The sequence below is a fragment of the Pseudomonas sp. PA-5-4B genome, assembly GCF_021606215.1.
Taxonomy (GTDB): Bacteria; Pseudomonadota; Gammaproteobacteria; order Pseudomonadales; family Pseudomonadaceae; genus Aquipseudomonas; species Aquipseudomonas edaphica.
On the sequence record NZ_WKDB01000033.1, the window covers coordinates 1 to 25,139 of the forward strand.

23 protein-coding genes and 1 pseudogene are annotated in these 25,139 nt (G+C 59.1%); 21 read left to right on the top strand and 3 right to left on the bottom strand.

The genetic code is table 11. The features are described from left to right. Positions 1-473: 473 nt before the first annotated feature. Genes GIW28_RS17260 through GIW28_RS17315 form a run of 12 tightly spaced genes read left to right on the top strand, consistent with a single transcriptional unit; the run spans position 474 to position 16,100 of the window. The gene (locus GIW28_RS17260) at positions 474-2,339 is read left to right on the top strand and encodes a 3-dehydroquinate synthase (RefSeq protein WP_236459085.1); all 1,866 of its coding nucleotides are present in this window, start codon (positions 474-476) and stop codon (positions 2,337-2,339) included. Positions 2,340-2,344: 5 nt separating this feature from the next. Further along, positions 2,345-3,214, top strand: coding sequence for a UbiA family prenyltransferase (locus GIW28_RS17265; RefSeq protein WP_017136537.1), 870 nt, complete (start codon positions 2,345-2,347; stop codon positions 3,212-3,214). After that, a complete protein-coding gene (locus GIW28_RS17270) occupies positions 3,211-3,894 on the top strand; it encodes an EboA domain-containing protein (protein ID WP_236447808.1) in 684 nt (227 codons plus the stop codon). The genes GIW28_RS17265 and GIW28_RS17270 overlap by 4 nt, the downstream gene beginning before the upstream one ends. 32 nt (positions 3,895-3,926) lie before the next feature. Beyond that, positions 3,927-4,811, top strand: a complete 885-nt coding sequence (locus tag GIW28_RS17275) for a TatD family hydrolase (protein ID WP_170040186.1) — start codon at positions 3,927-3,929, stop codon at positions 4,809-4,811. After that, a complete protein-coding gene (eboE, locus tag GIW28_RS17280; protein WP_236447809.1) occupies positions 4,808-6,028 on the top strand; it encodes a metabolite traffic protein EboE in 1,221 nt (406 codons plus the stop codon). The genes GIW28_RS17275 and eboE overlap by 4 nt, the downstream gene beginning before the upstream one ends. Then, positions 6,018-7,454, top strand: a complete 1,437-nt coding sequence (locus GIW28_RS17285; RefSeq protein ID WP_236447812.1) for an alkaline phosphatase family protein — start codon at positions 6,018-6,020, stop codon at positions 7,452-7,454. Before eboE ends, GIW28_RS17285 begins: the two co-directional genes overlap by 11 nt. Then, complete coding sequence (locus GIW28_RS17290) at positions 7,433-8,572, top strand: hypothetical protein (protein ID WP_236447810.1); 1,140 nt, start codon at positions 7,433-7,435, stop codon at positions 8,570-8,572. Before GIW28_RS17285 ends, GIW28_RS17290 begins: the two co-directional genes overlap by 22 nt. 10 nt (positions 8,573-8,582) lie before the next feature. Beyond that, entirely contained in the window at positions 8,583-10,946 is a 2,364-nt protein-coding gene (locus GIW28_RS17295) for a hypothetical protein (RefSeq protein WP_099547922.1), read from the top strand. Positions 10,947-11,005: 59 nt separating this feature from the next. Continuing rightward, a complete protein-coding gene (locus GIW28_RS17300) occupies positions 11,006-11,929 on the top strand; it encodes a hypothetical protein (protein ID WP_170040190.1) in 924 nt (307 codons plus the stop codon). Between the two features lie 11 nt (positions 11,930-11,940). Next, a complete protein-coding gene (locus GIW28_RS17305; protein WP_017136545.1) occupies positions 11,941-13,227 on the top strand; it encodes a hypothetical protein in 1,287 nt (428 codons plus the stop codon). 3 nt (positions 13,228-13,230) lie between these two features. Continuing rightward, positions 13,231-15,039, top strand: coding sequence for a hypothetical protein (locus GIW28_RS17310; RefSeq protein ID WP_177035052.1), 1,809 nt, complete (start codon positions 13,231-13,233; stop codon positions 15,037-15,039). Positions 15,040-15,050: 11 nt separating this feature from the next. Next, positions 15,051-16,100 carry a hypothetical protein gene (locus GIW28_RS17315; protein ID WP_236448121.1) on the top strand — a complete coding sequence of 350 codons (1,050 nt, stop codon included), beginning with the start codon at positions 15,051-15,053 and terminating at the stop codon, positions 16,098-16,100. 260 nt (positions 16,101-16,360) lie between these two features. On the opposite strand, the gene GIW28_RS17320 is transcribed toward GIW28_RS17315, so the two are convergent. Then, a complete protein-coding gene (locus GIW28_RS17320) occupies positions 16,361-16,657 on the bottom strand; it encodes a putative quinol monooxygenase (RefSeq protein ID WP_099547926.1) in 297 nt (98 codons plus the stop codon). A 403-nt stretch (positions 16,658-17,060) separates the two neighbouring features. On the opposite strand from GIW28_RS17320, the gene GIW28_RS17325 reads away from it, so the two are divergent. The 8 genes from GIW28_RS17325 to GIW28_RS17360 all read left to right on the top strand — a co-directional run bounded on the left by GIW28_RS17325 (position 17,061) and on the right by GIW28_RS17360 (position 22,575). Then, the gene (locus GIW28_RS17325; RefSeq protein WP_169988296.1) at positions 17,061-17,441 is read left to right on the top strand and encodes a DUF1090 family protein; all 381 of its coding nucleotides are present in this window, start codon (positions 17,061-17,063) and stop codon (positions 17,439-17,441) included. 178 nt (positions 17,442-17,619) lie between these two features. Further along, complete coding sequence (locus GIW28_RS17330; protein WP_236447030.1) at positions 17,620-17,985, top strand: hypothetical protein; 366 nt, start codon at positions 17,620-17,622, stop codon at positions 17,983-17,985. Positions 17,986-18,233: 248 nt separating this feature from the next. Further along, positions 18,234-19,679, top strand: coding sequence for a serralysin family metalloprotease (locus GIW28_RS17335; protein WP_236447029.1), 1,446 nt, complete (start codon positions 18,234-18,236; stop codon positions 19,677-19,679). A gap of 647 nt (positions 19,680-20,326) precedes the next feature. After that, complete coding sequence (locus GIW28_RS17340; RefSeq protein WP_099547928.1) at positions 20,327-20,668, top strand: hypothetical protein; 342 nt, start codon at positions 20,327-20,329, stop codon at positions 20,666-20,668. Positions 20,669-20,715: 47 nt separating this feature from the next. After that, positions 20,716-20,934, top strand: coding sequence for a hypothetical protein (locus tag GIW28_RS17345; RefSeq protein WP_138452156.1), 219 nt, complete (start codon positions 20,716-20,718; stop codon positions 20,932-20,934). Positions 20,935-21,078: 144 nt separating this feature from the next. Further along, positions 21,079-21,510 (top strand): hypothetical protein, encoded by a 432-nt coding sequence (locus GIW28_RS17350; protein ID WP_099547930.1) that lies wholly within the window; start codon positions 21,079-21,081, stop codon positions 21,508-21,510. A gap of 110 nt (positions 21,511-21,620) precedes the next feature. Next, positions 21,621-21,947, top strand: a complete 327-nt coding sequence (locus tag GIW28_RS17355; RefSeq protein WP_169988288.1) for a DUF2388 domain-containing protein — start codon at positions 21,621-21,623, stop codon at positions 21,945-21,947. Between the two features lie 217 nt (positions 21,948-22,164). Next, positions 22,165-22,575 (top strand): VOC family protein, encoded by a 411-nt coding sequence (locus GIW28_RS17360; RefSeq protein ID WP_170040198.1) that lies wholly within the window; start codon positions 22,165-22,167, stop codon positions 22,573-22,575. A 75-nt stretch (positions 22,576-22,650) separates the two neighbouring features. Here the strand turns inward: GIW28_RS17360 and GIW28_RS17365 are convergent, their stop codons facing one another. Both GIW28_RS17365 and GIW28_RS17370 read right to left on the bottom strand, forming a co-directional pair. Continuing rightward, positions 22,651-23,037, bottom strand: coding sequence for a hypothetical protein (locus tag GIW28_RS17365; protein WP_138452160.1), 387 nt, complete (start codon positions 23,035-23,037; stop codon positions 22,651-22,653). Positions 23,038-23,048: 11 nt separating this feature from the next. Then, a pseudogene (locus GIW28_RS17370) lies at positions 23,049-23,642 on the bottom strand (DNA adenine methylase); the annotation flags it as partial. 302 nt (positions 23,643-23,944) lie between these two features. On the opposite strand from GIW28_RS17370, the gene GIW28_RS17380 reads away from it, so the two are divergent. Further along, entirely contained in the window at positions 23,945-25,099 is a 1,155-nt protein-coding gene (locus tag GIW28_RS17380) for an acyltransferase family protein (RefSeq protein ID WP_236447028.1), read from the top strand. Positions 25,100-25,139: the final 40 nt, after the last annotated feature.

The following is a 25,139-nucleotide window of genomic DNA, read 5'->3' on the forward strand; positions in this document are numbered from 1 at the left end:
GCGGTATATCTGTACCTGAATGTCTAACTGAAAGACCGCTATCGCAGGCAAGCCAGCTCCCACAATTGACCATCGTCGCACCCACTAAACGGAATAGTTCTCGACAACTACGCGCGCATAAACTTGTTATAGCCAGCCGCAATAATTAACCAAACAAACCCCACCGTTATGTAATCAACTTGTTACTTTCAAAGCCCCTCACCAACAGCTTCTTGACATCGACAAAAAAGCCATACAACTAATTGTAAACATTGAATAATCATCGCCACTCCTGCTCCACTCAAGCGCCCTTTTCAAACTCCCGCCCGCACAAACTTGCAAAACAACCACAACCGGCTAAGTTCATGAATACCGTGAAAGCCATCAGCCATTACGCACAAAACCTGCCAGCCAGGTGAGGGGTTTTATTGCTCTAAAAACGGCGCAAGCACAGACACGGAACTTAAGTCTCAATACTCAAAAGGGATGCTTTGATGAAGCGCAGCCGGTGGTATCGTGCATGCTCGAAAAAGGCGCCAGCCGAACATTTTTGGCTGTCATTGGTGTGCTTTTCTGCGCTGGTGATTGCCAGCTTTCTGTTGTTTGAACAACAGATCCAAGACTTCCTGATTCACCTCAACCTGTACCAACCGTCCTCGCCTGCCCAGGCGTTCAACCTGGCACTGCTGCTGGTCGCCCTGCTCGCGCTGGACGTGGTGTTGCCGGTGCCGTCGAGCATGGTGGCGTTGCTGGCGGTGGCCATGCTCGGCAGCATTGGCGGTTACCTGGTGATTTTTATCGGCCTGTGCCTGGGTGCAGGCTTGGGGTATGCGTTGGGCGCCGGTTATTTTCGTTTGCTGTCCGGCCGCCTTGGCTTGCATCAGCGCTCGCCCGGGCAGTTGGCGTACCGCTTGGGCACGCTGTCGTTGATTTGCCTGCGCGGTGTACCGGTGCTGGCGGAAACCTCGGTGGTGGCCGCCGGGATGCAGCGCTACCCGCTGCGGGCCTTTTTGCTGATCACCACTTTGGCCAATGCCGGCCTGGCGCTGGCCTACACGGCCATCGGCACCTTCCTGATCGAGCAGAATTCATTGCTGGTCACGGTGCTGGCCAGCATGGTGTTGCCGCTGGCGTTTGTGGCGATTTACAGCCTGCTCAAACGCAAGCCAAGTGGGGATCAGCCTCTGCGTGGGCGGTTCACGGTCGCTTATGACTACCCGGTGATCTTCACCGACCACCTGTTCGACCCGCACAACCCATGCTTGCACCAACAACTCACCGCAGCGCACAGCGGCCAGGTGACAGTGATGGTGTTCGCCGACGAGCAACTGCTGCACAGCGCGCCCGCGTTGCGCGACCAGATCGACGCCTACTTCGCGGCCCATGCCAATCTGCAGTTGCTCACCGCGCCCATCGCCGTACCGGCCGGTGAATTGAGTAAAACCTCAGAGGTGTTGCAACAGCTCTACAGCGACATGCTGCAACACGGCCTGGACCGGCATTGCTACGTGCTGGCCCTGGGCGGCGGCGCGGTGCTGGATTCGGTGGGTTACGCCTGCGCGACCTTCCACCGGGGCATCCGGCTGATCCGCATCCCTAGCACAGTGCTGGCCCAGAACGATGCCGGTATCGGCGTCAAAAACGGCATCAATGCCTTTGGCCAGAAGAACCTGCTCGGCGCGTTCTACCCCGCCACCGCCGTGATCAACGACTTCCAGTTGCTCACCAGCCTCACCCGCCGCGACCAGATCGCCGGCCTGGCCGAGGCGGTGAAAGTGGCGCTGATCAAGGACGCCGCGTTCTTCGAGTGGATGGAAGCCAATGCCAGCGCCCTCGCCCACTTCGACCACGCGGCCAGCCGCTACGCGATTCGCCGTTGCGCCGAGCTGCACCTGGGGCATATCACCGGCGCCGGTGACCCGTTCGAGCGCGGTAACGGCCGCCCGCTGGATTATGGGCATTGGGCCGCGCACAAACTGGAAAACCTTAGCCACCACCGGCTGCGCCATGGCGAAGCAGTAGCCGTGGGCATGGCGCTGGATGGGCTTTACGCGAACGCACTGGGCCTGTTGAGCGATTCCGAAACTGAGCGGGTGATGAGCCTGCTGCACACGTTGGGCTTCAACCTGTGCCCGCCGGAACTGAGTGTGACCGACGCACAGGGCCGCTCACCGCTGTTGCTCGGCCTGGAGGAATTTCGCCAGCACTTGGGCGGGCAACTGTCGATCCCCATGCTCACCTGCATCGGCCAATCGGTGGACCTGCATGCAATCGACAGCGCAAAAATGCAAACGGCGCTGCAACGGCTGGCGGCCCACAGCAGCCCGGCACTGGCGGCCACCGAGGGCTACGCGCGATGAGCCCGATGAAAACCTGGATGACCCTCGGCCGCGTGTCCAACCTGCCGACGGTGTGGACCAACACCCTGGCCGCCGCCCTGCTCGCCAGCAGTGCCGGGGCCTTGGCGCCGCCCTCCTCGCTGGTGTGGGTGCTGCTGTTGACCACCTTGTCGCTGCTGTACCTGGCCGGCATGTTCTTGAATGACCTGCTGGATGCCGACTGGGACGCGCAACACCACAACCCGCGCCCAATCACCCTGGGACTTGCCAGCCGTCAACAAGTCGGCCTGGCCACAACCTTGCTGCTGGTACTCGCGGCAGCGGCGGTGCTGGGCCTGAGCCGCTTGATCGACACGCCGCATTGGTTGCTCGGCGGCGTGGTGCTGCTGGTGGGCTGCATCTTCGGCTACAACCTGCTGCACAAAAAATATGCGCACAGCGTGTGGCTGATGGGCGCCTGCCGCTCGGCGCTGTATCTCACCGCCGCCGCCAGCCTGGCGGTGCCGCCGGAGCCGATTTGGCTGTGCGCGATTCTGCTTGGCGTGTACATCAGCGGCCTGACCTACCTGGCCCGCCAGGAGCACCGCAACCAACTGATCAGCCGCCTGCCGCTACTGTTGATGCTCAGCCCGCTGGCCCTGGCGCTCTACTCCAACAACCTGTGGTTCTGGCCGGTATTGCTGCTGTGGCTGGGCTGGTTGGGCTGGCATTACTGGAAACACCTGGCCCACCCGCAACAGCGCCAGGTGCGCGCGTTTATCGGCGCAGGTTTGGCCGCGCTGCCGTTGTTCGATGCACTGGTGCTGGCGGTGGCCAATCAGCCATTGGGCAGCCTGGTGTGTGTGCTGGTGTTTTTCCTGCTTCCCCACTTTCAGCGTTGGATCAAGCCGACATGAACATGCGCCCGGATAACCTCGCCGACCTTCGCTTGAGGCTCACCCAACGGCTGGATACCACGCAGTTGCATTGGTGGTTGCAGGCACATGCACAGCTTGAAGAACAACCGCATGCTTCCACGGCGGCGCTGCTGTGCGGCCAGTGCAAACGCCAGTTGCCTGCCGCCGTTGTCGCGCCAGCCCGGGCACTGGTGGTGGCCAAGGCGCTGGAACACACGCCGGCAGACGATCACCTGCCGCTGCTGCGCCAACTGTTCCTGTGGGGCGACGATCAGGAAAAAATCGCCCTGCTCAGCGCCCTCGACTGGCTCGACCGCGACGGGCTGTGCCTGGAGCTGGCGTTGCAGGCCGGGCGCACCAGCAACCCCCAGGTGTTTGCCGCGCTCGCTCTCGACACCGCCTACCCGTCACGTCATTACCCGGAACGCGCCTTTCACCAGTTGGTGCTCAAGGCGCTCGGCATGGGCCTCGACATCGGGCGCCTGGTGAACCTGGCGCAACACCACAGCGTGACCCTCAACCAGCTCGCCCTCGAACTGCTCGACGAACAGCTCGCGGCCTCACGCACCGTGTCCCCAGGCTTACCCAAAGCGATCGCCTTTGACCTGCTCAGCCCGGCGCAACTACAGCGCTTGCGCGGCCTGCGCCTGCCGCCCGAATGGCACGCCTACCTGAACTGATGCACATCGCCTTCCCTTGACGAGGATTCACCATGCTCAAGTACTTCGATCCGCATATCCATATGGTCAGCCGCACCACCGACGACTACCAGAACATGGCCGCCGCCGGCATCACCGGGGTGATTGAACCGGCATTCTGGCAAGGCCAGGCGCGCACCAGCCTGGGCAGTTTCGTCGACTATTTCGACACGCTGCTGGGTTGGGAACGCTTTCGCGCGAGCATGTTCGGCATCCACCACTTCTGCACCATCGGCCTGAACCCCAAGGAGGCCAATGACCTGTCGATTGCCAATGAAGTGCTGGAGATTCTGCCGCGTTACCTGGTCAAGGATGGCGTGGTGGCGGTGGGTGAAATCGGCTACGACGACATCACTCCCGAAGAGGACCGCTTCCTCGCCGCGCAACTGGAACTGGCCAAGCAATTCAACCTGCCGGTGCTGGTGCACACGCCGCACCGTGACAAGATCGGCGGCACCAAACGCACCCTCGCCGTCATCCGCGAAGTGGGGATTGCCGAACACCTGGTGATCATCGACCACCTCAACGAACTGACCTTGCCGCTGGTGCTCGACAGCGAGTGCTGGCGCGGCCATTCGATCTACCCCAACACCAAGATGTCGGAGCAGCGCATGGTCGCGTTGCTGCAGGAATACGGCACCGAAAAAATGGTGGTCAACAGCGCGGCGGACTGGGGCATCAGCGACCCGCTCAAGGTGCCCAAGACCGGCCAGGCGATGCTCGCGGCCGGGTTCAGTGCAGCCCAGGTGGAACAGGTGCTGTTCCATAACCCGGTGGACTTTTTTGCCCAGAGCGGCCAACTCGACAAGGCCCTGGTGAGCACGCCGCTGCCCATCGACCAACGCAAGCAATGGCAAGAAAACTCGGCCCTGCGTGGCCAGGACCCGGTGGTCAAATGAGCGCCGCCAAGGGCTGGGCGGCCAGCCAGATCGGCTATTGCAGCAATGTACACCCGGCACGCGACCTGGCCGGGCTGCGCGCCTCCATCACCGAGCATTTTCAGGGCGTGCGCACCTTGCGCGGGCTGGCCCAACAAGACAGCGGCCTGTGGATCTGCGCCCAGGCGGCGGCGCAATTACAGCACGCCCCGGCGCGCACGCAGTTTGTGCAGTTACTCAAGCAAAGCGGCGTGCGCCTGACCTCACTGAACGGTTTTCCCTATGGCGACTTCCACCAGGGCGCGGTGAAGGCCGAGGTGTATTTGCCCAGTTGGGCCGACCCGCAACGGCTGGCTTACAGCCTGGACCTGGCGCGCATCCTTGCCCACGCCCTGCCCGACGATTGCCGCCAAGGGGTAATTTCCACGGTGCCGCTGGGCTATGCCGCAACCTGGAGCAAAGCGCGGCAACTGCGCGCCGATGAACACCTCAGCCAACTCACAGCCGCACTTGCCACGCTGCACCACAAAACCGGCAAGAAAATTGTGTTCTGCCTGGAGATGGAGCCCGACTGTGTGCTGGAAAACACCGAGCAGACCCTCGCATTCTTCCAGCACCGGCAGGCCATGGACCCGAACCATGCCTACCTGGCGCTGTGTTTTGATGTGTGCCACCAAGCGGTGATGTTCGAGGATTGTTATCAATCCCTGGAAAGGCTGCGTGCCGCCGGCGTGCCGGTGGGCAAGGTCCAGCTGTCCAATGCGATGATCTGCCACTTGCCGCCCGACGATGCCGTTCGGCGCGAAGCCGTGCTCGACACCCTCGCAAGCTTTGCCGAAGCCACCTACCTGCACCAGGTCAAGGCACTCGATGCACAGGGCCGTCGCGTGGCCTGGGCCGATCTGCCGGCGGCATTGCAAGGTTGCACCGGGTTCAACGAACTGCGCATTCACTTCCATATCCCGCTGTTCAGCAAACACTTGCTGTTGCCCGAGTTGCGCGGCAGCCAGGCGGCCCTGGCCCAGACCTTCGACTACCTGGCCGCCCACACTGAGTTCCGCCCGGTGCTGGAGGTGGAAACCTACAGCTGGGGCGTGTTGCCCGCGCAACTGCGGCCCACCACGCAACAGGCGCAGCTGGAAGGCATCGCCGCCGAGCTGCGTTGGGTCGAGAGCCAATTGCGCCAGCGCAACCTGCTGCAAACCCTGATGCAGGAGGCGTATGCCGATGCGCTCTGAGCAACCGCTGCTGCTGATCAATGTGGTCGGGCTGACGCCGTCGCTGCTGGGCGAGGCGACGCCGCAGATCAACGCGCGGCTCAAGACCGCCAAGATGGCCAGCCTGCAACCGGTGTTCCCTGCCGTGACGTCCACGGTGCAGGCCTCGATCCTCACCGGCGCGCCGCCGTCGCAGCATGGGATCGTCGGCAATGGCTGGTACTTTCGCGACCAGGCCGAAGTGCGTTTCTGGCTGCAACCCAATGCGCTGATCCAGGGCGAAAAGGTCTGGCACACCCTCAAGCGTGAAATGCCGGGCTTTCGCTGCAGCCAGTTGTTCTGGTGGTACAACATGTACGCCGATGTGGACGCCTCCATCACACCGCGCCCGCATTACCCGGCCGATGGGCGCAAGCAATTTGGCCTGTATTCGTCGCCGCCCGGTTTGCATGAGCAGATCGAGGCGCAGATTGGCGAGTTCCCGTTCCATGGTTTTTGGGGGCCGGCGGCGGGCATCGCGTCGAGCCGCTGGATTGTCGAGTGCGCCATGGCCGAGTTCCAGATCAGCCGGCCGCACCTGCAATTGATCTACCTGCCGCACCTTGATTACAGCTTGCAGCGCGTGGGGCCTGAGCACCCGTCGATTGCTGATGAAGTGCGCGCCATCGACCACGAAGTCGGGCGTTTGCTGGCCTTCGCCGAGGCCCAGGGTGCGGCGGTGATGCTGCTGTCTGAGTACGGCATCGAAGCCGTCGCGCAGTCGGTGTCGATCAACCGCGTGCTGCGCGCCGAAGGCCTGTTGCAGGTGCGCCAATCCTTGAGCTGGGAACTGCTCGACCCCGGCGCCAGCGCAGCGTTTGCGGTGGCGGACCATCAGGTCGCGCATGTCTACGTAAAGCACGCGCAAGACATCCCGCGGGTCAAAGCCCTGTTGCAGCGCCAGCCCGGCATCGAGCAGGTGCTGGACAAAGCCGAACAACGCGTTTGGCAGCTCGACCATCCACGCAGCGGCGAGCTGGTGGCCGTGGCCGCCGCCGGGTTCTGGTTCGATTACTACTACTGGCTGGACGAACGCAAAGCGCCGGATTTTGCGCGCACCGTGGACATTCACCGCAAGCCCGGCTACGACCCGGTCGAGTTGTTTATCGACCCGGCCATTCGCTTGCCCAAGCTCAAAGTCGCGCGCCGCCTGCTGCAAAAAAAGCTCGGTTTTCGCTACTACATGGACCTGATCCCACTGGACACAGGGTTAGTCCGTGGCAGCCATGGTCGTCTGCCCAGCAGTGCGCAGACCGGCCCGCTGCTGATCACCAATTGCGACCTGGCGTTGCCGCAGCAACTGGCGGCGACGGCAGTCAAGCAACTGCTCCTGGAGCACTTCCTGGGGCGCCCTCACCTCGAACTGGCGAATGCCAAGGAGCTTTCATGCGGCGAGCCTTATCTATAACGGTCCTGAGCGCACTGGCCGGATTGGCCCAGGCACAGGACACCAACCCCTTCGATTGCAGCAACTTTCTGCAGTTTGGAGGCAATCTCGACGCCACCCGGGCCGCCTTCACCCAAGGCCCCGACACCCTCGCCTGGAACTGGTTTGCCTGCCTGAACCAGCCTGCCGGCCCACAAAGCCCTGACCGGGTCTGGGAAACCCTCAAACCGTCGGACCAGGTCTACCTGCCTAACGGCGCCCAACCGCTGCCCTATGGCCAAAGCGTGCCGCCACCCGCCGCCGTGCTGAGCCAGGCCCAGGCGATGGGCATGAACCCCAACCGAATCTTGCATAACCTCAACGCCACGCAACAGGTGGACGGGCTGATCCTGCAAATGGGCGGCCAGGTGCCGGCAGCCGAGAAAGGCCAGCCGGTGCGCTTCCAACTGCTGATGGGCCAGGACACGTTCGAATACATCGTGCAGCAAAAGGTCTACAACGTGAACGGCCAGGCCGCACTCACCAGCGACCTGAACTTCCCCTCCACCGCCTGGGAGCTGAAAGCCGCGTGGTTGTGGATCGGTAACGACACGGCCTACCAGCAACAACTGGCCAGCCAGGGTTACTACATTGCCCAGGCCTACTACCAGCAGGGCAAGCAGTATCAGGTTGGCTATGCGGCGCTGAGCGGCTTGCATGTGATCAACAAGCTGAACCCCGATTGGGTGTGGACCACCTTCGAAAACCGTAACAACAGCCAGTACACGGTGACCAACGCCGCACCCGCCGCGCCGATGACCAACAGCACCGGGCCAACAGCGGCGGCGCAGCCGGTGAACGCCACCTTCCAGGCTCAATACCCGGCGTTGGCGCAGTACGAGCTGATAGGCGTGCAATCCAACACCACGCCAACGTTACTGGCCAACTCCCAGCTGGAATCGGCGTTCCAAAGTGAATCTTCATGCTTTGCCTGCCATGGCACCGCGGCCTATTCGCCCAAGCAGGGCTACTTCAATTTCGCCTTGAACAAAGACGGCGGCATCGTCTACCCCACCGCGCCGTTGCCCGCCTCCGACTTTGTCGGCTACCACAAACTGGACTTTGTCTGGTCGCTCAAACGCGCCCAGTGGCAACGTTAAGGAGCCTCACATGAGCGTCTTGAATTTCCCGCGTATCTACCTGGGCGGCCATATGTTCTGGAACCCGCCGACGGCCAACAACAACGACATGTACCCGCTGTACGATGCGGTAAAAATGCAGATGAACTGGCCGTTCTTGAAGGCCTTCGACATCACGCCACTGAATGCCGCCAGCACCTTGCTGCCCTGGACCATCGCCCCGCTGCCGCCCGCCAGCGTGCCCGACTACGTGATGCAGGTGCCAGGCAATGCCGGGCAGTTGACCACGCCGATGATCCCTGGCGAGTGGAACCTGTTCGGCGACAATGCCTGCGGCACCGTGAGCTACAACCAGACCCAGTCGGTGATCACCGGCGGCGAGTTGCCCGGCGGTGGCTATGTGGACCAGGACCCGCTGATCAACCAGAGCTTCCAGTTGCTCGGCAACCCCTTCGGCGGTGCCCCCAGCTCGCCGGCGCGCTTTGTCGACGTGAGCCCCTGGCAGAACACTTTTACCGCGCTGTACTTCGACAAGCTGGTGCTGGGCAACGCCGAGTGCGGCCTGACGCTCAATCGCCAGTTCCGCATGCTCGACCGTTTCCTCAACTTCAACTGGGCCAACCTCGGTGGCCTGGCCTACGTGACCACCACCTGGCAAACCTGTTTCCCCAAAGAGAACCTGGAATGGGTGATCGGCAATTCCGCCTTGCTGCAAAACCTGCAGACCCAGATGGCGCAGCAAAATGCCAAGGGCTTGATGTTCCGTTTTTCGACCTACCTGACGTGCTACGACAAGAACGGCATCCTCAACAACTACCCGCCGATCGACACCCACTCCTCCAGCGCGGCGGCCCAGGCCCAGGTGCAGGCCATGTACCAACAGGGGCTGGATAACGTCGGCGATATTTTCTTCAACCCGGCCTATAGCCGCACGGTCGGCACCCTGGGCCTGTGGCTCGACGATGAGTTCCCCACCGCCCCCGCCGGCCGGCGCCTGGTGCCGGCCGGTGCAGTGCCCATCTACAAGACCTCGCCGGGCACGGCCACCCAGGCGCAGCTCGGGGTGATCTCGGCGCAGGCCCACGACAACACCCTGTCGCTGGACCTGGGCAATGCCTTCCCGTTCTACCCGATCGACAAGACGGCCGACATCCCGGTCGCGGCCAAATTCCAGGCCGGCAATTACCAGATCGGCATCCGCCAGGGCACGCAATTCAGCCCGCTGGCCAGTTTTGGTTATGACGATTATCAACAGGCGGCCTTCGACAAACGCTCGGGCATCCTCGACCTGCCGCTGGGCGTGGACGCCCAGGCACTCCTGCAAACCGGCACCCTGGAACTGCAACAGCCCGGCACCACGCCTGTGATCGCCGCGACCCAGCAGATGTGGACCGCCGAAGTCGTCGAGAGCGCGAGCTTTATCGACGTGGGCGACACCAAAACCCTGCAGGTGATGGTGCAATACGACGGCCTGCCCGCGCCTGCCGGCACCACGTTGTGGGTGGCCGAATACGGCAATGCCTACATGCTGTGTACCACCGACTATTACCTGGCCTTCAGCAACGCGGCCAACTTCACCCTGTTCAACAACGACCCGGCCAACCCGGCCAATAACAGCGCCAATTGGCCGCAATTTCAAGGCGCAACAACGCTGCGCAGCCACGTGACCGAGGGCACCGGTCGCCAATTGATGGCCACGCGGCTGGCGGTGTCAGCCGATCAAATGACGCCGGTGACCTACCAGGAATTTTTACCGACACCTGCGGCAGTGGCCTTAAGCCCGACGCTCACGTTCGCCAACCCGATCGCCATGCAAGGCACCTTGCAAGACCCGCTCAACAATACGGTGCAATACAGCCTGGCGAAGATCCAGACCGACGCCAACGGCATCGCCAACCTGACCGTCACCGCCCAGGCGCCGGGTTTTCCGACCTTGCGTTTCTTTGTGCAGGAAGGTCAGCAGGCACCGGCGATCCCGTTCAGCTTCCCGCTGCCCACGGCCTTCACCGACTTCCTCGCGCCGCTGCGGGTGCTGCCGCTGGAACCGCAGTTGCAGCAGAACTTCGTCAACGCCTGGAACCTGATTTATCAACGCGAAAACGCCGGCCAGCTGATCTGGGAGACCTTCATCTACCCCTTCATCCTGCAGCCGTTTTATTACCTGTACCCGATCATGAGCAAGTTCATGCCGCTCAACTCCTTGTCGCGCATTGAGGGCGCGGTGGACCAACTGATTGTGTTGATCAGCAAGCCCTATCAGGAAGAAAGCACCCTGGCGATGCCCATTACGCGAGACATGCCGCAAAGCCGTCGAGCCGTACTGGAGTTGTGGGCGCAAGCCTTGGTGAAACGCAACTACCCGCCCGTGCAATTGAGCATGAGCGACTACCACTAAGCCACACGCAGGAGCGCCGGGTGGCCTGACGGCTGCCCGGCCCCCCACAGGAGTGTCCTATGAACACCAGCCTTTTGAGCCGACTGTTGCTGCTGTTTGTGCTGCTCAGCCCCGCCGCGTTTGCCGCCGACGACAGCGGCGCCGTGTACTTCACCAATGGTGTACACAACAGCGAAGGGTGCAACGCGCAGAACGGCAACTGCATCGCCAAACGCGCGCCAGGCGAGCCGTCCGATCCGTTTTTTCCGGCGCAATGGATCAGCGACTGGACGATGTACCGGGTCATGAACAACTACGCGAAAAACCCGCCGCCCTATAGCAATCCACCCTCGACCCTCACACCTGCCGACTACACGGTCTCGCGCGGGACGAGCTACTACGACACCACGTATATCCCGCCGGATGGCGACGGCTTCGGCGCGATGATGGAGCACTACGAGAAGTACTGCCTGCCGATCTTCCCGATCAAGAACAACAACTACACCTGCTCGTTCGTGTCCCTGGGCAACAAGGCGTACTTTTTGACTTACCCGCAGGACCGCCCGAAAGACATGCCGGCCTGCTGCATGTTTTCGCCGATGAACCACCCACCGCGCCAGGACTTTATCGAGCACCTGCCCTACAGCGCCGAGCGCAGCAAAAACCTCAACGCCAGCGTGCAGGCCTATGCCCTGGACCTGCAATCACCGTCGGGGCCGATCCTGTTTGGTTATGCCTTCAACAAGCGCCAGACAGGCTCACCACCCTACCGTTCGCCGCAGTCGTTCTTCTTTTCCGGGGACACCAGCGTGGCCAATGCGCCGATCGTGAGCCAGAACTACACCAACTTCCGTATCGCCAAACCCGACCCCAGGCAGACCTGGGACCAAGTGGCTGCGATGTGCCCGTCCAACCCGCCGCCTTGCCAGCTGTTCGAGCCGCCGGCCTCCCAGAGCAACGGCCATAAGGCGCAGTGGAACCAACTGATGCAGCGTAAGCCTTGAGGAAGATCATCATGAAAACACTACTGAGTGTGATGCTGCTGGGGCTGGTCAGCCTGCCGGCCCTGGCGCGCGAAGCACCGCAGCCGTCGACACTGGCCACGCAGCTCAACTGCCAGCCACCCACCAGCGCCCCCGCCGCCAATGCGCCGCAGGACCAGTTCGATCAATACAGCTGGCAGATGTTCGTCGCCCTGAACTGGCCGGCCCAGGACGGGCAGCGTGGCACGCCCAACTGCAACAAACAGCCTGGGGATTCTGGCTACACCGTGTGGCAGACCTACAAGACCGTCAGTGAGATCTTCCTGCCGGGCGCCGCCAACCCTGGGCCGTGGAACAGCCCGCTGACGGCCCGCAGCCTGGGCATCATTAATATCGCTGCGTTGAAGAACAGTTCGCTGGTCAACTCCATCGACCAGGCGGTCGGTGGCTGGCTGATCGACCAGGCAGGCAACCCGACCTACTACGATATCTCGGCCAACCAGGCGTCCTATAACTACATTGTCGGCAACCGCTTCTACAACGCGAATGTGGTGTCCAAAGCCAATAACATCAGCTTCCCCAATGGGGTGATCGAGATCAAATCGAGCTGGCGTATCCTCACGCCCAGGGACAACGCCAGCCATTACCTGACGCAGATTGCGCGCGTGGCCACCTTCAACAGCCAGGGCCAACGCACCGGGGTGACCGAGGCGTATCTGGGGCTGGTGGGCCTGCATATCATTACCAAGGTCAATGGCTACCCGCAGTGGATCTGGTCGACCTTCGAGCAGATCGAAAACGTGCCGCCCAAGGCCAAGGTCAATGGCCAGTGGGTCGATCAGCCGGTGTCCGGTACGGCGTATTCCTACTACACCCCGTTGGCCCCGGCCGCCACGCTCAACCAGTCGCCGTGCAACTGGCAGACCCAGGGCACGCAACTGGTCTGTGTGCCCAAGCCCGGCACCACGTTCAAGACGCCGAACCCGCTTAACCGCGTAACGCCGATTGCCGACGCCACAGGCTGGGTGAATGCCAATTACCAGGCCAACCCCGGCCTGCAACGCAGCGTTTTGAAGTACTACCAGTTGATCACCACCCAGCGCCCGCTGATGCCCAACAACCCGAGCAACCCACTGGGCCAGCCGACACCGGCGCTGTCGGCCAACGTAACCATGGAGAGTTATATCCAGCCCAACAGCAGCTGCATGAATTGCCATTCCATGGCCACGCCGGTGAAGAGCCCGTTCAAGTCTGACTTCTCGTACCTGTTCAAATTTGCCAACCCGCCCGTCACCCCACACGCCACGGACAAGGAATAGACCATGAGCATCCTCAATGGACCACGACTGAATTTCTGGGGCGGCATCCGCACCGACGTGAGCTTGCCGAACAACTCGCCGACCATCCCGTTCAATGGCAACCCGAACTGGCCGCTGTTTGACCTGACCACCTCGACCCTGGCGCCGGGTGCGCAGTCTTATACCGATGACCAACTGAACAACATGATCAACGCGCCGGCCGGCAACTACTACACCGCCGGCGGCTGGAACCACTATGGCCAGCATGTGGTGGACATGCAGAACGCCCTGATCAGTTCCCAAGGTGTGCCGGGCAACATCAGCACCACCGGCGACCTGATTGGCCAGCCGGTGTATCTGCTCGGCTCGGTAGACCCCGTGACCGGCCAGGGCCCGGTCTCCGGCCCGATGATGGTGGACCTGGACCCCAGCGCCTCGACCACCACGCAGATTTTTGTGGGTGGCCTGCAAATAGGTGGCAACGACAATATCCAGTTGCTGATCCGCAACAATGCGGTGTGCAGCAGTTACGACGTGACCGGCCGCGTGCTCGACCCGGCAAAAATGGACGCACCGGGCTCGTTCCATGCCAGTGGCACGTTCCAGTTGACCTTCCCGCTGAGCAGTATCGTCAGCTGGAACCAGAACAGCGCCGGCCTCAAGGCGATTATCCAGGCGCCGGGGGCGACGGGCATTGTCTTGCGGTTTGTGATGTTTGAGATGTGCCCGCAGATGACCACGGCGCAGTTGGACGCCGATTACGCCGCCGGTAAATATACGCCTAACCCGAGCATCGGCCGGGTGATCGGCACCCTGGCCCCGGCGTTTGCCGGCGAACTGCCGGGCTGCCAGCCGGGCCGCCAGATAGTCAACCAGGCCACGGGCAACGCCGCCTATGCGGCGCTGGGCAACAACGGTTTGCTGAGCCTCGATATGGTCAACGTCATCCCCAAGCAAACCTTCCGCGCCGTGCGCGATGACATCACCAGCCCCATCGGGCCGAATGCCAATTACGGGCCGGTGACCATTGCCGCCGGTGCCGCGCCGCTGACGACACTCAATCCCACCGCCAGCCCGCTGGTCAATTACTACGTGTATGGCGGTATCGTTGACCTGCCCCTGAATACCAGCCAACAGCAAGCCGTGAGGACCACGGCGCTGAACATCACCGCCCCCAATGCAGTGAACGGTAAAAAACTCAACGCCACCGAAGCGACGTACCGGGTGTATGCCGACCAGCGCAATGTGTACCTGGAGGACTACCCCACTGGTTTGACCATCACCCTCCGCGTCAGCTACTTGGGCGGACCGGTGCCCAACGCCACCAAGGTGAGCCTCGCAGCCAGCGCGCCGGGGGCTTACGATCAAAAGCAGTATTTTGACTTCCTTAACTTCCCCACGTCTCTGACCGTGAATGCCGGGCAACAGACGGTGAGCTTCCCGGTCACGCTCAAAAGCGGCAGTGCCGGCCAGGCCGGTTTTGTCGCGCTGACCTGCACGGCCAACGGCGTGGACGATGGCGCCTTCTTCACCAACTTGCGCAAATACGCCCAGACTGATTTCGGTATAGCCAAGGGCAGCACCATCACCTGGGCACAGGTTTACCCGAACGTGTTGCGCTTTCACTACTTGGCCTTCCCCGCCATGTCGCGCTACGTACCGCTCAACCAGCCCGACGCGATCATGGGCGCCAAAAACGCGATTTTGGCGCGCACCTCGGACGCCTACAAAGGCACCACGCTGTTCATGCCGGTCGTGCGCTCGATGTCGCCGGCCCAGCGTGCGTTGCTGCGCGCCTACCTCACCGGCAGCCCATGGCAGCCGCCGCAATAGGAGCACACCCCATGACCTTGCATATTCCGGCGCAGCCCATTGAGGCACTGCACCCCATTACACTGATCGCCGAAGGCCTGCTCAACCCACGCGGCCTGTGCCTGCAAGACGATGGCAGCCTGCTGTTGGCCGAAGCCGGCTCCGGCCTGGCGGACCAGCCCTTCAGCGGCCGCATCAGCCAACTTCAACCCGACCCTGCGCGGCCTGGTGAATACTTGCCCGGCAAAGTCATCGCCCAAGGCTTTCGCAGCATGAACATGCAGGCGCGCATGCTGCGCGATGAAATCATGGGCGTGTCGGACATCGCCTGTGTTAATGGGCGTTGCCTGGCCAGCCTGACCGATTATGTCGGCGGCTCGCAACTGCTCGACCTGCAATACAACCCGCCTGAGCCGGTGTTCCACAGCCGGGGCAATTTGAATGCGCTGTGCTACCACCCCACGCGCCGCAGCTGGCTGGCGGTAAAACCTGATACCAATCAACTGGTGGAGTTCACACAAGGCAGGGACGAACGGGTGCTGGCGCAACTGCCGGAACTCGATCAGGGCCAGGAAGCCGTGCCCGTGACCCTGGTGTACGAACCGCAGACGGATGCAGTGCTGATCAGCCTGTTTTCTGGCGAGCTGCACGGCGACCCGGCGCGCAAGGGCATCGACTTTGCCGACTTTGCCGGCCAAGTGATCCGCGTGCACCCGGCCACCGGGCAGATGGAAGTGGTGATACGCGGCCTGCAATTGCCCACGGGCCTGGCGTTGTGCCCGCGCGGCAGGCTGCTGGTGCTGGAACTGTGCAGCCACCTGCAACAACCGCTGCTGCCGGACTGGAGCGGCGAACCGCTGCACGGCGGTTTTACCCGATTCAGTGGGCGTTTGCTGCGTTGCAACCTGCACACCCGGGAAGTCGAAGTACTGGTGCGCGGCCTGGATACGCCGTCCAACTTATGTGTGGTACAGGACGCCGTGCTGATCAGCGAAGGCATGGGCCTGGCCGGTCGGCAAATCCCGACACCCCTTAATACGGTGGTGCCACTGAGCGGCAAGATAAGGCGGGTGCCGCTTTGAAACCATGCCCTACGCAGTCAAGCAAGTCGAATCAGAAATCGAGCTGAAGAAAAGCAACCCGTGGCGAGCAGGCTTGCCCTGCGTTGGGCTGCGCAGCAGCCCCAGCCCGCTGTAACTGGCTCACCGAGTCGCCTGATTTGGGGCGGCTTCGCCACCCAACGCAGGGCAAGCCTGCTCGCCACAGTGACAGTGTTCGTCCTTGATTAAAGGGTATCGCGGGTTATTCAAAGACCTTGAAAGCGCTGGCTCTGAAAGCGGCCTTATACCGCGTCCTCCAGCAGCAAGACGGTCGCAGGCCCCGCACGAAACGAGGGATTGTGTTGGGCCGCTTCCACCATATGAGGGGCGACATGGTGGGCGTCCAATGCAGCCTTTGAAGCCCACTTTTCGATGAGGACAAAGCTGTCGGGGTTGCCCACCACGGGATGCAAATCATAGTTCAGGCACCCGTGCTCGGCCCGCACCTTAGGTGCCAGCGCCTGAAACGCTGCCAACTGCTGCAAGCCCTTGCCGGGCTGGGTATTGATCATCACGACAAGCCGCACTTCATTTGGCATGAACACACCGTCACTTAGGCTGGATAAGGAAGCAGCACAGTACTTGAGCGTGATGCCTGGGTGCAAAAAACATAATTCACATGCAGATTTCACGCGGTTTTCACAGTGGCGCGCCTAGCCTGAACTCAGCTCCTAAGTGAACACCTTTTAAGCCCGCGCCCCCATCGTGGGCTTTTCTTTGTCTGGTTTTACCTGCGTGCCGAGCGGTTAGAGGTGTAGACAGCCCAGGCCATGCCCCGCCAACAACGTGAAGGCATTCACACTTCCGCAACGCCAGTGTTGAAGCACAAAAATTGCCCCAATAGTATTTCCCTCCACCCGAGCGCCCAACTTTATACGGATATTGCTCTGCGCCAGCTCGGGCGCTGACACGTGTGCAGGCAATCAAACATTGAGGTTTGCCATGCGTCTTACCCAACTCGCACCCGCCGCCGCCCTGTTCAGCCTGTTTACCCTGCCCGCCCACGCCGCCGACCTGACAGCCCTGACGGGCGCGCTGTCCTCCGCTCTGGGTGGCAGCAGCAACAACACCGTCAACACTAATACCAACAACGCCTCCTGCCAGCAGCAGATCCGCGATCTGCAGGCCAACATCAATGCAGCCAACGCCAAAGGCGATACCTTGCGCGCGACAGCCTTTCAGGCGGCCCTGACGCAAACCAATAAAAGCTGCAGTAACGCGCGCTACAACACCCAGGCGCAGGTGGATACCAACCCACAACACCAGCAAAACGTGAACAAGGCTGCGGATGCGATTAATGCCATCGGTGGTTTGTTCAAGTAAGTCGAAAAGTGATGTGAGAAGAGCCCGCGGTTGCGGGCTTTTTTACGGCCGGTACTTGGCTATCTGCCGTGTGCAGCCCGAGGAGGTAGACATGCTTTAATGCACGCTTATCACCCTGCAAAGGGAATTGCCCGATGAGAAAATACCTCCAGTGCTCGAAGTGTTAAGGATATTTCAAATGAACGGACGCACCTTGCTGGTCGTTATGTTGCTTGCCCACCCCACCCTATCCGTTGCAGCCACCCAACCTGCCGACGGGAAGGTACTCGGGGCAAGCGATGGCCTGATGTACTCCCGGGCGCAATTTACCTGCGGGACGCTGCCCGCCGATCTTGTTGCCGATTACGTAAAGGCATCCAAGCTGATTGCAGGGCCAAGCGCGGAATACGATGAAGGCTATGAACAAGTCGTCTCCCGAGGGGAGCGCAATTGGCCGGCCATCCCGAGCGCTGAGCAGCGAGCACTCGAATGCCAGAAGTCGAAAGAGGACCTGGCGATCAAGGTGAAGCTGGCACAACGCTGGTTTCCTGAGGCTTACAAGTAAGCGCTGGAAGTTATTGCCACCCGCTCATATTTATCTAACGGAGCGCCCACTCCATGGTCAGCGACCTCTCACAAAACTGAGGCTCTCAAAATATTTAAGGATATTTCAATACGTTATATATTATATTTAATTTTCAAATAACACTAAACGCATAACTCCTTTATAAAGATCAACACAACAAGAAAACAGCGAACACGTGATAAGCCTATAGCACTCCACGCTCAATGGACACGAAGGAATGTAAACTTATGACTGTCTCAACGAAAAATCTTGTTAATCCAACTGCCTCTTCGGCAGGAATCCAGACGAGTGAAGATTACCAAAGCCTCCTGAATTTTTCACACGCTTATGATCGAGGAGGATTTAATTTAAATGGAAAGCCGTCTTACACCATTACGCAGGCAGCGGATGAAATAACCCGAGGCGGTTACTATTGGGGCGACAATGACCATAACGGCAAATACAATTTCACCTACAGCTTTCTGACTTCAGAAAGTAAATCTTACGCCGCCGAGAAAGTTTCCGGCTTCACCGCTTTCAACGCACAACAAAAGTCCCAGGCAGCCCTTTCGTTCCAATCCTGGTCGGACGTCGCTAATATCTCATTCCGTGAATCTAAAAGCGGAGGCGACGGATATATATCCTTGGGTAACTACAGCAATGATCTGCAGCATGGCGGTGCCCGGTCGGCTTTCGCGTTCTACCCAAACAACAGCGGAAACAGTGACGCCCTGTTTTATACCAATAAAAGCTACCAGGAAAACTTAACGCCCGCGAACGGGAATTACGGCCGTCAAACTTTAACCCATGAAATTGGTCACACGCTTGGCCTGCAACACCCAGGCGCGTACGATGCCAGCGTGGGACAGCCGTCCTATTCGGATGCGAAATATGCCGAAGATACACACGGCTACTCCGTGATGAGTTACTGGAACGAGAGCAACACCCATCAAAACTTCAGTAAAGGCGGGGGCGAAGCCTATGCAGCCGGCCCGCTGATCGACGACATCGCTGCGATCCAGAAGCTCTACGGCGCCAACTACGCCACCCGCGCCGGCGACACCACCTACGGGTTCAACTCCAATACCGGGCGGGATTTCTACAGCGCCACCTCCAATGCCGACAAGCTGGTGTTCTCGGTATGGGACGGTGGCGGCAACGACACCCTGGACTTCTCCGGCTTCACCCAGAACCAGAAGATCAACCTCAACGAGGCCTCGTTCTCCGACGTTGGCGGCCTGGTGGGTAACGTGTCCATCGCCAAGGGCGTTACCCTCGAGAACGCTTTTGGTGGCGCGGGCAACGACCTGATCATTGGCAACAACGCTGCCAACATCATTAAAAGCGGTGCCGGCAACGACATCATCTACGGCGGTGGCGGTGCGGACCAGCTGTGGGGCGGCGCCGGCAACGACACGTTTGTGTATGGTGCCAGTTCCGACTCCAGGCCAGGGGCTGCAGACAGGATTTTTGACTTTACCTCGGGCTCCGACAAGATCGACTTGTCGGGCATTACCAAAGGTGCAGGCTTGAGCTTCGTCAATGCATTCACCGGGCATACCGGCGATGCGGTGCTGAGCTATGCCTCGGGTACCAACCTGGGCACCTTGGCGGTGGACTTCTCCGGGCACGGCGTGGCCGATTTCCTCGTCACCACCGTGGGCCAGGCGGCCATCAGCGACATCGTGGCGTGATCTAAAGCGCGGTGCTTCGGCGCCGCGTTCTGAGGAGCAAGAAGTGGATTCTGGCCTTTAGACTAATTGTCGTAGAAGTACCACATTACAGCTATCACGGTGGCAACCCATCCTAGGGTAAGCAAAAATGATAGACCTGCGAGCCGCTTATCCATGGTGCCCTATCAAAAACCGGATGACCGCAATACGAACGCATCCAATCAGAATAGTTGAGTGTTCTCAGTGTGCAATATCACGTGCCTGATGATCAGTCCTTGGTCGCCAGCGTCAGTGATTACCATAGCTCAATGAGGGCTACCATCAGGAACCTTTTGCATAATCTGGAATCAGTGCTGCTTGCTTTTACATCAATCAATTAGCGAGCGCCCAGCATGATTTTGAGAAACACCTTACTGTACATTGCGCTTGTCGCCGCTGGCTTCCTTGCAGGGTATGCAGCGAAACCCACCCGCGAACTTCAAGTAACAGCCGGCCAACTCATAGAGTGCGGCCGGGTAATCATGCCTACTCTTGGTATGTAAGTGTGATCTCTGTGTCAGAAAACTTGTCATTGGCTTGTGGGCCCATCCAGCATGGATGGAGTTCCAGTAACGCCGACACCCATTCGGCAGTCGAGAGTCTTAAATCTGCATTGCAAGGAGCGCGATATGCCAGTGGTAGCTGTGCTGAATGATGAGTCAGACCAAGGTGAGATTTTAGGCGCGCTGAAGGCCTATGGTCTGGTGCTGGCTAACTACTACACCCGCCCCGGCGCATCGGATCTGACTAAGGAATTAAGAGCCGCGCTGGGCAATAGATCTGCTGAGCATCAGCTGATTTGCCATAATCTACCGCTGGCTATAGAAGGCGACCCCTCGTGGACAAGCGTGCTTGTACTGCCGCCCCGGCATCACTTTCAATACCGTGAAACGATGGCCTTGGCGGCTCGAGCGCTCAGCGCTGCCGATGAAAGTAACGAGAAGGGAATGTTCTTGTATCACGAGCCGTAGACGCCAAAAGTGGACTGGCGATGACATTCATGGATAACAGATAACGCATGACAGCATGGCGAAATCAGAGCTTCTGGAGCAAGGTCGGGGTCATTGCCTGGCTGACGTTCCTCATGGTCATTCCTGGCGCTTGCGACGCAGGCTGGATGGGCGCAGGCTCGTCCAATCGCAAGCGAGTCTTCAGCCCTGGCTTCGTTGCGCTGTGCGTTTTCGTGGCTGTGGTTGAGCTGATAGCGCTGAACCACTTCTATGGTGTGCGAGGATGAGGTGAAGGCGGTACGCTTATATCTTGTTACAACCATTTGCCCGCAGGCACCACCCGCAAAGAACTTCAAACTTTTGTCCTAGTCCTAATGCCAGGCGTGCTTTAAACCGTGAGCGCCTGCTGACAACCCATAGAGGTTCACAAAATGAAAATGACACTGCCCGCCCTATTTCTGGGCGTCCTCATTTCGCAAGGAGCGATGGCTGCCGGAGATGGCACAGCCGCCCTTGGAGGCGGCGTTGGTGGTGCACTTGGCAACATCGTAGGTCAACAGCTCGGTGGCTCAACGGGCGCGGCGGTAGGCGCAGGCGTAGGTGGTGCTGCCGGCAGTGCTGTCGGTGCTCAAAAAGGCAATAGAGCGGAAGCTGCATTAGGTGGAGGAATTGGCGGCGCGGGTGGCTCATTGATTGGTAATCGCCTCGGCGGTACAACCGGCTCGACTATCGGTGCAGGTCTCGGCGGCGCGGCGGGTGGCGCGCTGGGAAACAACCTGGCGGACGATGAGAGCAATCATCGATCCGATGGCAGAAAGCACAAAGGCAACAACAAGCATAAACACAAGAACAAGCATCGTTAGGTTCTGACACTGTTACATCGAAGCCCGGCCCAGCGCCGGGCTTCTTGTTTCTGGCAGGCGCCCCGCTCTGCTATCGTGGCCCGCTCTGATCGCAGTGGAAGCATCGAAGCATGAATTCATGGAAGACTCTGGCAATCGCCTTACTGGCATCGGTCAGCACACAGGCCGTATCAGGTGACAACGTCAACCCTGTCGCTGCAGGAATATTTATCACCATTTCCTTGCCAACCATTTTAATTGGGGCAACCACATCCCTCACCACCGAGCCGCCAAAGATATTCAAGTCAGCCAAGACTGATGCACTGGCGTTCATAGGTTCGGACGGCGAGATTCGCGGAGCACAGTTTGAGCAAGCCTCCCGACACTATCGATTGAGCCACAGGTCACCGCTCATGTCCGATATGCAACTCGCCAAGGCGATCGCGGCGTCCTACTGAGCGCATCCTTTCACATCCCTTTCACACTCGAGCGCTTAGGGTTACCCCAGCTCCTAGAGAACATCCCTTTAAGCCCGCTAATCCCCATCGCGGGCTTTTCTTTGTCTGCGATTTGGAGAGCCGAGACGTGCCCTCGACGTCTTACCCGACAACCGCTATACACGCCCACCTTCAAAATGACACGATAACGCCTTGCCTTCGTAAGCAGGAATACAGGATGTTCAGTCACGTAACCGTTGGGACAAACGATCTTGATAAGGCGTCTACCTTCTATGACGCGGTGCTGATCCCTTTGGGGCTCTGTCGACGGCCTGTAACCCCTGATGGCGGGCCACCTTCGGCATGCTGGATCAAGCCAGATAACGCTCTCCCTCGCTTTTATGTGTACAGCCCTTATGACCGCAATGAGGCCGAAGCAGGGAATGGCAGCATGGTGGCTTTCACTGCACCCTCTCCAAATGCGGTAGATACCGCCTATGCGGCCGGGCTTCTTGCAGGTGGATCTGATGAAGGTGAACCTGGCCAACGCCCCCACTATGGTGACGGTTACTACGGTGCGTACCTGCGTGATCCAGATGGCAACAAGGTGCACATCGCTCATCGTGGAGATTTGCATGTGGCGGGATAGGCGCCGCTCACGGTATTGGCTTGAAGCCCGCCATTGCGCGGGCTGAATGTGCTGAATTGACTGTGTGACCAGGTGCTATCTACCGACTTTCCGAGCGCTAATCAGCAACTGGCATCTACCCGCCATCTGCGGGAGGGATACAGCCACATCAGACAACACGCGGTACATCTCATGCTCGTCCGCAAACGGGTAAACCTCGAGGTTGAGAGCGATCTGAATCTTGCGCAGATCTGTGCCTTCGACGAGCCAGCACTCAGCGGTGCGAGTCATCGTTGATCCGTTGTCATCCGTCTGCCAGGCGAGAAAGTCGAATAGCCTGGCGACCTGCCGAAAGGATATCGAGTCAGGGATATCGGCCAATAGCCGATCTGCCAGGTTTTCCTCCCCAAACTGAACCACTACTGCATGGGCAGCGCTGAAGGCTTCAGCGTATTCGGGTTCGCTGCTTTCTGCGGCGATCACGCTTAGTGCCCCCGCATGAAGTGGGCCATTTGCTCGTACTCTTCAAAGCCAAATGCACTTCCGTACCCGGCCGTTTGCCAGTAAGGCGGGTTCATGTAGTGGAAAGTGTGCGGTAGGTCGTACTTCTCGGCACACTTTAGCCAAGGCAGATTTTCGACGTATGTGCCGGGAAGACGCTGCCAGGCTTGGGATAGGTTTTCCTCGATTCGCAGCAGGTTGATTGGCCGTCCGGTGGTGGCGTCTGGCCCGTGGCCTTAGCGCCGAATGGATGGTGCTGGAGGTAGAAAAACCTCGCTGCCCTCTGGATGTCCGTCAGCGCTTCGGGCACCGCCATCTTCTGCCATTCGAAAATCTGCCGAGAGCTTAGCGCCCATTTGAACTGGCGCACAAACCCCTCGAGGTGGTGCTGAACAACGCGGTACAGGTTTACCAGGTCGCTGTTGATGTCGTTCAGTACTCGACCTTTACGGGCTCCTCGCGCTTGAAGTAAAGCGCCGCGCAGTCGGCGAACACTTCAACGTAGCACTCGTGCTCAGGAAAAATGCCAATAGGCGTTTCGAATGGCGACGTTTACCGCCCATCCATGGAACGATTGGGTTTGTCATTTTTGCAATCCTTTGCGAGGTTAGAGTTAATTGAGGCGATGCGATTTCTTCGGTCACGAATGTAGGTCGGTGGGCAACGACCCTGATCCACGCCTTGCAGGCACGCAGCGCTATCAGTCCTTAGCTCCATCGCCGGTGATGGCGAGAATTCGTTGAGCATGCGCTGGGGCAAGTTGGGCTCGCCCGGCTCCATTAACTACGGGGCTACGGGATGTACCGAGGACTTTATTTTCTAGGAAGAACACCCATCATAAGGCATTATTGAATCGACATGGATAGCAACATTGAAAAGGATAGCAACATTGAAAAGCTCGTCTCACAAAATCAACGGAGAGATAGAGGTCCTACGTGGACTTTCTGTGACTCTAGTTATGTGCGCACACATACCTGTATTCTTCCCCTGGCTGTCGGCTTACTGGTGGCCTGTTTTTCAACATGCCCACTTCTGGTTTGGAGTTGATATCTTTTTTGCTATATCTGGGTTCATAGTTACGTCCTCACTGCTACGTCAGATAGAAACAAACAAAGAAGATTCAAAAATAAAAACAATTGCCTCATTTGCCATTAGACGTTTCTTTCGACTAATACCGCTGTCATGGGCAGCATTGATATTCGTTTTCATCCTGTCATTAACCTGGAATAGCACTGGGATATTTGGCACGACCCTAGGCATTTTGGGAGATGCCGTATCAGTTGTTTTTTATTCAGCAAACTGGCACGCATACCAATGTGTAAAAGAGGTAACCCCTCTTTGCGGAATAAATGCTCACTACTGGTCTCTGTCACTAGAAGAGCAGTTCTATATTATTCTCCCACTGGCAATGCTTTTCTTAAGGAAATACTTGCTACTGGTCTGCCTGGTATTGATCGCCATTCAATTCCCGATGGAAAGAGAAATATTTTCCGCTCTCTGGATAACTCGCATAGATCCCATTTTGTGGGGCGTCGCAATCGCTCTAATAAAAAACACAGACCTCTATAAACAAATAAAGCCAACAGTAATGAGTGATGCAAAATCACGCTGGGCGCTTATAGTAACTTTGTTAGTCTCTATGAGCGTTCTCGCTGGAGGCAAGGTTATTAGCTTCTCAGTAGGTCTCCTAGGTATCAGCTCTGGCCTGTTGGTGCTTATCGCATCATACAATGAGGGTCTATTGTTTGCCGGCTTGGCGAAAAATAGAGTTTTGCTTTGGCTTGGTAGTCGCTCCTATGCCTTATACCTCCTACATAGCGTTGCGTTTTTCATCGTCATAGAAGCATGCAGCCGCCTCGCTGGCTCAAGGGCATTGATAGAGACCGCCGGATACACACTAGCTCTAGCAGTTGGTGGAACTCTTACGACAGTAGTCCTTGTCGAAGTTGCACATAGATTCATTGAGGTTGCATTCAGAAGGCTTGGAAACAAACCTTCAAAGCCAGCCATCGAGCAGGAAAGCGCCACATCAGCAGCGACTTAAAGCCATTGGAACAATAAAATAATTACTGAAAAATTAGAAA

Excerpts from the sequence above, each read along its gene's own strand:
- GIW28_RS17305 (WP_017136545.1), top strand. The coding sequence starts at position 11,941 with ATGAAAACACTACTGAGTGTGATGCTGCTGGGGCTGGTCAGCCTGCCG.
- GIW28_RS17265 (WP_017136537.1), top strand. The coding sequence starts at position 2,345 with ATGAAAACCTGGATGACCCTCGGCCGCGTGTCCAACCTGCCGACGGTG.
- GIW28_RS17315 (WP_236448121.1), top strand. The coding sequence starts at position 15,051 with ATGACCTTGCATATTCCGGCGCAGCCCATTGAGGCACTGCACCCCATT.
- GIW28_RS17340 (WP_099547928.1), top strand. The coding sequence starts at position 20,327 with ATGCCAGTGGTAGCTGTGCTGAATGATGAGTCAGACCAAGGTGAGATT.
- GIW28_RS17275 (WP_170040186.1), top strand. The coding sequence starts at position 3,927 with ATGCTCAAGTACTTCGATCCGCATATCCATATGGTCAGCCGCACCACC.
- GIW28_RS17295 (WP_099547922.1), top strand. The coding sequence starts at position 8,583 with ATGAGCGTCTTGAATTTCCCGCGTATCTACCTGGGCGGCCATATGTTC.
- GIW28_RS17330 (WP_236447030.1), top strand. The coding sequence starts at position 17,620 with ATGAACGGACGCACCTTGCTGGTCGTTATGTTGCTTGCCCACCCCACC.
- GIW28_RS17290 (WP_236447810.1), top strand. The coding sequence starts at position 7,433 with ATGCGGCGAGCCTTATCTATAACGGTCCTGAGCGCACTGGCCGGATTG.
- GIW28_RS17335 (WP_236447029.1), top strand. The coding sequence starts at position 18,234 with ATGACTGTCTCAACGAAAAATCTTGTTAATCCAACTGCCTCTTCGGCA.
- GIW28_RS17360 (WP_170040198.1), top strand. The coding sequence starts at position 22,165 with ATGTTCAGTCACGTAACCGTTGGGACAAACGATCTTGATAAGGCGTCT.
- GIW28_RS17350 (WP_099547930.1), top strand. The coding sequence starts at position 21,079 with ATGAAAATGACACTGCCCGCCCTATTTCTGGGCGTCCTCATTTCGCAA.
- GIW28_RS17320 (WP_099547926.1), bottom strand. The coding sequence starts at position 16,657 with ATGCCAAATGAAGTGCGGCTTGTCGTGATGATCAATACCCAGCCCGGC.
- GIW28_RS17300 (WP_170040190.1), top strand. The coding sequence starts at position 11,006 with ATGAACACCAGCCTTTTGAGCCGACTGTTGCTGCTGTTTGTGCTGCTC.
- GIW28_RS17355 (WP_169988288.1), top strand. The coding sequence starts at position 21,621 with ATGAATTCATGGAAGACTCTGGCAATCGCCTTACTGGCATCGGTCAGC.
- GIW28_RS17260 (WP_236459085.1), top strand. The coding sequence starts at position 474 with ATGAAGCGCAGCCGGTGGTATCGTGCATGCTCGAAAAAGGCGCCAGCC.
- eboE (WP_236447809.1), top strand. The coding sequence starts at position 4,808 with ATGAGCGCCGCCAAGGGCTGGGCGGCCAGCCAGATCGGCTATTGCAGC.
- GIW28_RS17325 (WP_169988296.1), top strand. The coding sequence starts at position 17,061 with ATGCGTCTTACCCAACTCGCACCCGCCGCCGCCCTGTTCAGCCTGTTT.
- GIW28_RS17270 (WP_236447808.1), top strand. The coding sequence starts at position 3,211 with ATGAACATGCGCCCGGATAACCTCGCCGACCTTCGCTTGAGGCTCACC.
- GIW28_RS17345 (WP_138452156.1), top strand. The coding sequence starts at position 20,716 with ATGACAGCATGGCGAAATCAGAGCTTCTGGAGCAAGGTCGGGGTCATT.
- GIW28_RS17285 (WP_236447812.1), top strand. The coding sequence starts at position 6,018 with ATGCGCTCTGAGCAACCGCTGCTGCTGATCAATGTGGTCGGGCTGACG.
- GIW28_RS17310 (WP_177035052.1), top strand. The coding sequence starts at position 13,231 with ATGAGCATCCTCAATGGACCACGACTGAATTTCTGGGGCGGCATCCGC.